Source organism: Amycolatopsis sp. NPDC059021 (assembly GCF_042739895.1).
Classification (GTDB): Bacteria; Actinomycetota; Actinomycetes; order Mycobacteriales; family Pseudonocardiaceae; genus Amycolatopsis.
The window spans coordinates 5,131-11,745 of sequence record NZ_JBHYIQ010000158.1; the positions used below are offsets into that span (position 1 = coordinate 5,131).

A 6,615-nucleotide genomic window follows, 5' to 3' on the forward strand; every position below is an offset into this window, starting at 1 on the left:
GGGGCCCGCCCCCGGGGCGGCGTTCGCCGCGGGGGCGTTGGCTGTGCGGGCCGCCCCCCCCCTGCCCGCGCCCGAACCCCCCCGACCCCCACGTCTTATGAGAGGAAAGTCCCCTTCAGTAGCGGACGGAGGCACGGACCGGATAGTGATCGGACGGAAGCGTTCCGTCGCCATAGGACACCATCGAGACGGCGCCGACGTCCGCGAGCGGGCGCCCGCCGCCGCGCAGCGCGCCGACGTAGTCCAGTGAGTCGCGGTAGGTCGCGGGCACGGACTTCGCCGCGTTCGGGTTGGTGACCGCGTCGAAGGTGTACTTCCCGGCCGGGGCGGTCCGCAGGACACCGTCGAGTGCCGCTTCGCCCTGCTGGGACTGGGTCCGGCCGAGACCGTCCTTCCGGCCTTGTCCCGCCCAGTACTCGATGTTGAGGTCGCCGGCGATCGCGACCGGGTCGCCGAGCGGGGCGTACTTCGCGACCAGGCCGTGGATCTCGCTGAGTTGCGCCATCCGGATCTCGTGGGCCTTGGGCAGGGTGTCCGGTGCCTCGTCGGCCTGCAGATGGGTGCCGGTGACCCACAACGGCCTGCCGTGCGCGAGGATCCGGACCAGTGCGGCGCCCTTGTTCGCGTAGTAGTCGGCGGTGCCCTGGTAGGAGTTCCGGAACACCAGCTGGTGGCTTTCGGTGATCGGCCACTTGGACAGCACCGTCACGCCACCGTTGACCACGACCGGCGAGTTCGAGCAGTTCCCGTCCACAGTGGACCAGCCGGGCGCGGTCGAGCAGTACTGGCCGACCAGCGGGGTCTGGTACGGCCAGGCGTCGGCCAGCCGCTTCCGCAGCGACTCGGCCTGCGCGCTGAACGCCTCCTCCAGCACGACGACGTCGGTGCCGTTCGCGCGGATCACCTTTTCGGCCGCCTGCGCGCGGGCTTCCTTGTCCGCCGTGTCCGGATTGGCGATCCACGGCAGTTGCCAGAGATTGAAGCTCAGCACCGAAACCGAGGCTGCCGACGCCGCGTGAGCGGGTGTCGCGGTCAGCAGGGTGGCGACGAGCGTGGCGAGCGCGGCGAGTTTCCGCACGGGACGTCCTTTCTGCCGGCGGGCGGGGAAACCGGTCAGGAGACCACGAAGGCCCGGGATGTTCCGGTGAACGCGGTGATCCGCCCGTTCCAGCCGTTCTTCCAGTTCCCCGAGTGCACCACGCGGTATTTGCCGATCGGGGTGTTCGCGGGGATGTCCCAGGTAACGGTGGCTTGCGATTCGGCGACGAACTTCCGCGCCCAGTGGTATTTCGTGGCCCAGTCGCCGTCGTCGGCGTGCCGGACCCACTGCCCGTCGGCGAACCGCTGGATTTCCAGGAACGTCGAGCCGTGGCGGAGGTCGTTCTTCGGATGCCCGGTCACGAACGTGACGCTGACCTGCTCGCCGCGCCGGTAGCTGGGTTTCGCCTCGGTGACGACGTCGCCGAAGTTCTTGAGCGCCGGGGCGCTGTCGAACACGACCCCCGGCTGGAAGTTGACGAGCTTGCCACGCAGGTCCCGGGGGACCGGACCGTGCGGCACCGCTGTGCCCGCCTTCATCGCGGCCGCGAGCTTCGCGAATTCCTGCTGGTAGGCGGGAAGCGTGTACCGGCCGAAGAGAGTCGAAGCGCCTTCGTACTGCTGGGAGTCGTACTCCTCAGGCGTCGTGACGTACTGGCTGTAGGCGTTGGCGTACCCCTGCATCAGCACGTTCTCCAGTGGCACGCCGAGTTCGGCGGCGACGGTGCGCCGGATCCGCAGGCCCGCGACGATCGTGTACTCGGCGGGACCGGCCACCAGATGCAACTGTCCTATTCGGACGATCTGGAGCGGGAGGACCTCCGGTGCCCACGGGTACGGTTTCATCGCGCCGAACGGCACGGCGATCACCTTGGGCGCCTGCGCGTCGGCGAGCGCGCGCGGGATGGGCGCGTCGATCCCGCCGAGCCAGTCGATGAAGGGGTTCTTCATGCCCTCGGGCAGCGGGAGGCCCGGCCCGTCCTCGGTACTGCCCGCGAGCATCGACACCCCGATCGCCGCGGTGCAGGTCCGTTGTGGACGCCCGTTCGGTGTGTACTTCGCATCGACGGCGACGTCGGACATGTCGACGTAGCACATCCGGTGATCGACACCGCCGACGACGGCTTCACCAGCGGCGTCGAACGCGCGTTTCGCGGCCTGGAACTGGAGCTCGCCGATGCGCCGGGTGTTCTCGAACTCGGTGTCCGGGGTCCCCGGTTTCAGGTTCAGGTTCGGCGTCATGTCGCCGGAGTTGGTCTGCGCGAACGCCGCGACGAAACCCGGGGCGCCGTCGAGGTAGCGGACCCCGGCGTGGTCGTGTTCCCAGGTGTAGGCCGCGTATCCCTTGTTGTCGCTGCTGATCAGGTGGTTGCCGTTGCTCATCGACGTCCCGTGGGTGGCGAACCAGGTGATCGCGCCGACGTCGGTGCCGCCGCGCCGGAAGCGGAGCACGGTCACCGCCGGGTCGATGGACAGCGGGAAGTGGTCCTTGTCGGCCTGCGGATTCAGTTCGAACGCGGCCCGGGAGCGGTTCGCGCTGGCGTCGGTCAGTTCGGTGCGGCCGAGGCTGATCGACCCCGGCGCGAGATCCGCGTGTGCCTGGCTGATCGCCGCCACGATCCCGTCGACGACGGCGTCGTACACCTGTTCCTGGAACCCGAGGATCGCCAGGTCGTAGGCGGCGTAGTGGGAGTCGCCGCCGCAGGCCGAATGCGTGTGCGTGGCGTTGAGCAGGACGTTCCGCTCGGTGTAGAGGTCCCCGAACTTCGCGGCGAGCTTGCGCAGCACACCCTGGTGCACGGACTGGAACAGCGCGCCGAGTTCGGCGGTGACGAACGCGATCCGGCGCGGGCCGCCGGCGATCACGAACGCCCGCGCGCGGGTGCGCAGATGGATGCCCGCGGTCTGCTGCTGCGGCATCGAGTAGCCCATCATGCCGTTCTCCGCGGCGGGCCCGGTGACGTCGGCGATGCCGGCGCCGACCAGGAAACCGCCGTCCTGCCCGGCCGAAGCGGACGCGGCCGTCGCCCCGAGGAGGCCGGTGGCGAGCGGGAGCGCGGCGGCCCCGGCCAGGACGTGTCGACGGCTCACCGGCATCGGCGGCTCCTCCCGCTAACGTGAAGCGCTTTCGCGTTTGCGGGGACCGTACGTGATCCTCTTCACCCTGGCAACCCGCGAACGTCGGTGCGGGGGAGGCGCGCGCCGATCAGGCGGGCGCGGCGATCCGCCACAACGCGGTCGGTGTTCCGCCGTCGCCCTCGCGGGATTCGAACGCGAGCCAGCGGCCGTCCGGTGACCAGCTCGGTGCCCCGCTGTACCAGGTGGGCGCGTGGGTGACCTGGACCGCAGGGCCGCCGTCGGCCGGGATCACGAACAGCTGAGCGTGGGCGAGCCCGCCGCGATCGGAGGAGAACACGATCCGGCTGCCGTCCGGCGACCAGCTCGCGTCGGTGTCCTCGCCCGCGCCGGAGGTCACCGCTCGCGACGAGCCGCCGTCCGGGCTGATCGTGCGCAGCTTCCAGGCGCCGGTCGCGCCGCGTGCCTGGAACACGATCCGGTCACCGCGCGGGGACCAGTTCGGCTGGCGGTTGTCCGTGCCGGTACCGGGCCCGTCGATCAGCCGGGTCAGCCCGCTGCCGTCCCGCCGGACCTTCCAGATGCTGCCGAGCGCGCCCGGTCCGCTCTGGTCGAGGTTCTCCTGGAAGACGATCCACTGGCCGTCCGGCGAGAAGCTCGGCTCGGTGAAGCCGCGCGGGCCGGTGTGCGTGGTGACCTGCTTCCGCCCGCCGCCGTCCGGCCGGATCGTCCAGATCTCGTCCAGATCCGTGCCGTCGAAGGAGAACGTGATCAGCCCGGCCGCCGCGTTCCAGCTGGTGCCCGGCAGGTTGACCGCGCTCTGGTCGCCTTCCTGGAACAACTGCCGCGGGGTGCCGCCCGGGGCGAACCCGAGCAGTTCGAGCGCCGCGGGCCCGGCGTTGTAGCCGCGGGGGAACTGGGTGAACACCACTGTCGCGCCGTCGGGGGAGAAGGCGGCGTTCTGTGCGCTGGCCGGACCGGCGGGCCGGTAGAGCAGTTCGGCACCGTCCGGCCGGGTCGCCGACGGGGCGGCGTGCGCGGGCGCTGCCGTCGCGAGCAGGAGCGCGGCACACCACGCCAAGGCCGTCGTTCTGCGTGTCATCGTTGTCCCCCAAGGATTTCCGGTGTCATCGTTCATCCTCGGGCACGGGGTGTCCCGGGCGCATGGGAGCGGTGTCCCGATTTCGCGGTGGTGTCCAAGGCCGTCAGCGTCGCCTGGATCGCGGGCCGGGGGAACGCGCTGGCCCGCCAGAGCGCGAAGATCCGCCGTCGCGGCGCGGGGCTCAGCGGCACGAACCGGACGCCGCGGGGCACCGGATCGCGGCCGAGGCGGGGGATGAGCGCCGCGCCCAGTCCGGCGGCGACCAGGGCGAGCTGGGTCGAATGCTCGGACGCGGTGTGCGTGACGCGCGGCTCCGCGCCGAGTTCGCGGAGCTTCGAGGTCAGCCAGTCGTGGCAGATCTGCCCGGCGGCCCAGCCGATCCAGCGCTGATCGCGCAGTTCGGCGAGCTTCAGGACGTCCCGCCCGGCGAGTGGGTCCTGAGTGGACACTGCGACGTCGAAGGTGTCTTCGGCCAGCGGGCGGCGGGAAAGGCCTTCGGGAACCGGCAAGGGCGCGTCCGGCCAGTCCTGGACGATCGCGACGTCGAGATCCCCGCGTGCGAGCGCGGGCAGGGACTCGTGCGGTTCGTGCTCGGCCAGCCGGACATCGAGGTCCGGATACCGTTTTCGCAGTGCGCGCAAGGCATCGGGCAGCAGGCCACGCGCCGCGGTGGCGAACGCCGCGACCGTCACCGCGCCGGTCACCGCGCCGCGATGCTCGGCCAGATCCGCCTCGATCAGTTCGACCTGGGTGAGCAGCCGCTCGGCGTGGTCGGCGAGCAGCGAGGCGGCGTCGGTGAGCCGGATGCCACGACCTTGGCGCTCGAGCAGGCGTTGCCCGATCTCGCGTTCCAACCGCGTCAGCTGCTGGGACACCGCCGACGTGGTGACGTGCAGGGCCTCGGCGGCGCCGCGGACCGAGCCGGTGCGGGCGACGGCGTGCAGGACCCGGAGGCGTTCGAGATTCAACACATTAGCGATACTAAGTGGTCGGGGAAAGAAAGTCTCGATTGTCTTAACAAGGCCGAGGCCGCAAGGTGGACGAAGACCCCACGGCCACAAGGAGAATCTTTCGTGTCCTCAGTCGAGACCACCCTGCGCATCGGCGGCGACCTGCCCGTCCACCGGCTCGGCCTCGGTGCCATGCGCCTGCACAGCACCACGCCCGCGGTACGGGCCGCGTCGATTTCGACCGCCCGCCGTGCCGTCGAAATCGGCGTCACCTTCATCGACACGGCCGACGCCTACGAGCTGGGGCTGAACGAGGAGATGCTCGCCGAAGCCCTGCACCCGTATCCGGACGGCCTGGTGATCGCCACCAAGGGCGGGCACGCCCGGCCCGGTGGCGCGTGGGTCCCGCTCGGCCGCCCGGAGTACCTGCGCCAGCAGGCCGAGCTGAGCCTGCGCCGGCTGCGCGTCGAGCGGATCGACCTGTACCAGCTGCACCGCGTCGATCCGAAGGTCCCGTTCGCCGAGCAGATCGGTGCGCTGCGGCAACTGCGGGACGAGGGCAAGATCCGGCACATCGGCCTTTCCCAGGTCTCGGTCGATCAGCTCGTCGAAGCCCGGCGGATCACCCCGGTCGTCAGCGTCCAGAACCGGTACAACCTCACCGATCGCGCTTCGGAAGCCGTGCTGGAGTACTGCCAAGCACACGGGATCGCGTTCATCCCGTGGCTGCCGATCAAACCCAGCGTCGCCTCCGACGGCCCGCTGGCCGAGGTCGCCGCCCGGCTGGACGCGACCCCGGCGCAGGTGGCGCTCGCCTGGTTGCTGCGTCGCTCGCCGGTGATGCTGCCCATTCCCGGCACGTCGTCCACCCGGCATCTGGAGGAGAACTTCGCGGCGGCGGGTCTCGAACTGTCCACAAAGGACTACTCTGGGTTGGACGCACTGGTTCCCGCCTGAGGCCTCGCTGGTGCGCGTGGGGCTGATGAGTCCACTGTGGATCGAAGGTGCGCATTTACCTTTCACCCACCCCGGTCTCCCGAGTTGCGAAGTCACCGGAGTCGCCTTTGATGGAACTGTCAGCGGGTCCGCTCGGGCCCGATCCGGCCCCGGGCGCACACCGGGTTTCACGGAGTGGGTGAAAGGAGTGCCGATGGGTATCGACTTCGAAGGCATCAAGAACAAGGTGAGCGACGAGCACGTCGACAAGGCCGCCGACCTCGCGAAGTCCAAGTTCGGCGAGCACGCCGACAAGATCGACACGGCCGCCGAAAAGGCCAAGGGCTTCCTCGGCGGCGAATCCGGCGGCCGGCAGCAGGAATCCGGCTCTGCCGAGGGCGGGCAGGAGCCGCAGGGCGGTAACCCGGAAGAGGGGAATTACGGCCGCTGAACCACAGCTTGGTGATCGACGGGCCGTGAAGGCCTCCTTACCGGCGCTCAACGCCAGTAAGG

General features: G+C 70.2%; 6 protein-coding genes. 2 read left to right on the forward strand and 4 right to left on the reverse strand.

Features of this window, described 5'->3' with window-relative positions; genetic code table 11:
• Nucleotides 1-115 precede the first annotated feature (115 nt).
• The 4 genes from ACFWX1_RS45695 to ACFWX1_RS45710 all read right to left on the reverse strand — a co-directional run bounded on the left by ACFWX1_RS45695 (nt 116) and on the right by ACFWX1_RS45710 (nt 5,187).
• Nucleotides 116-1,078 (reverse strand): sphingomyelin phosphodiesterase, encoded by a 963-nt coding sequence (locus ACFWX1_RS45695; RefSeq protein ID WP_378396202.1) that lies wholly within the window; start codon nt 1,076-1,078, stop codon nt 116-118.
• Nucleotides 1,079-1,113: 35 nt separating this feature from the next.
• Nucleotides 1,114-3,135: a neutral/alkaline ceramidase gene (locus ACFWX1_RS45700; protein WP_378396203.1), complete on the reverse strand. Its 2,022-nt coding sequence runs from the start codon at nt 3,133-3,135 to the stop codon at nt 1,114-1,116.
• Between the two features lie 109 nt (nt 3,136-3,244).
• The gene (locus tag ACFWX1_RS45705; protein ID WP_378396204.1) at nt 3,245-4,216 is read right to left on the reverse strand and encodes a hypothetical protein; all 972 of its coding nucleotides are present in this window, start codon (nt 4,214-4,216) and stop codon (nt 3,245-3,247) included.
• A gap of 32 nt (nt 4,217-4,248) precedes the next feature.
• Entirely contained in the window at nt 4,249-5,187 is a 939-nt protein-coding gene (locus tag ACFWX1_RS45710; protein ID WP_378396205.1) for a LysR substrate-binding domain-containing protein, read from the reverse strand.
• Nucleotides 5,188-5,289: 102 nt separating this feature from the next.
• On the opposite strand from ACFWX1_RS45710, the gene ACFWX1_RS45715 reads away from it, so the two are divergent.
• The gene (locus ACFWX1_RS45715) at nt 5,290-6,123 is read left to right on the forward strand and encodes an aldo/keto reductase (protein ID WP_378396206.1); all 834 of its coding nucleotides are present in this window, start codon (nt 5,290-5,292) and stop codon (nt 6,121-6,123) included.
• A 193-nt stretch (nt 6,124-6,316) separates the two neighbouring features.
• Entirely contained in the window at nt 6,317-6,553 is a 237-nt protein-coding gene (locus ACFWX1_RS45720) for an antitoxin (RefSeq protein WP_378396207.1), read from the forward strand.
• Nucleotides 6,554-6,615 lie beyond the last annotated feature (62 nt).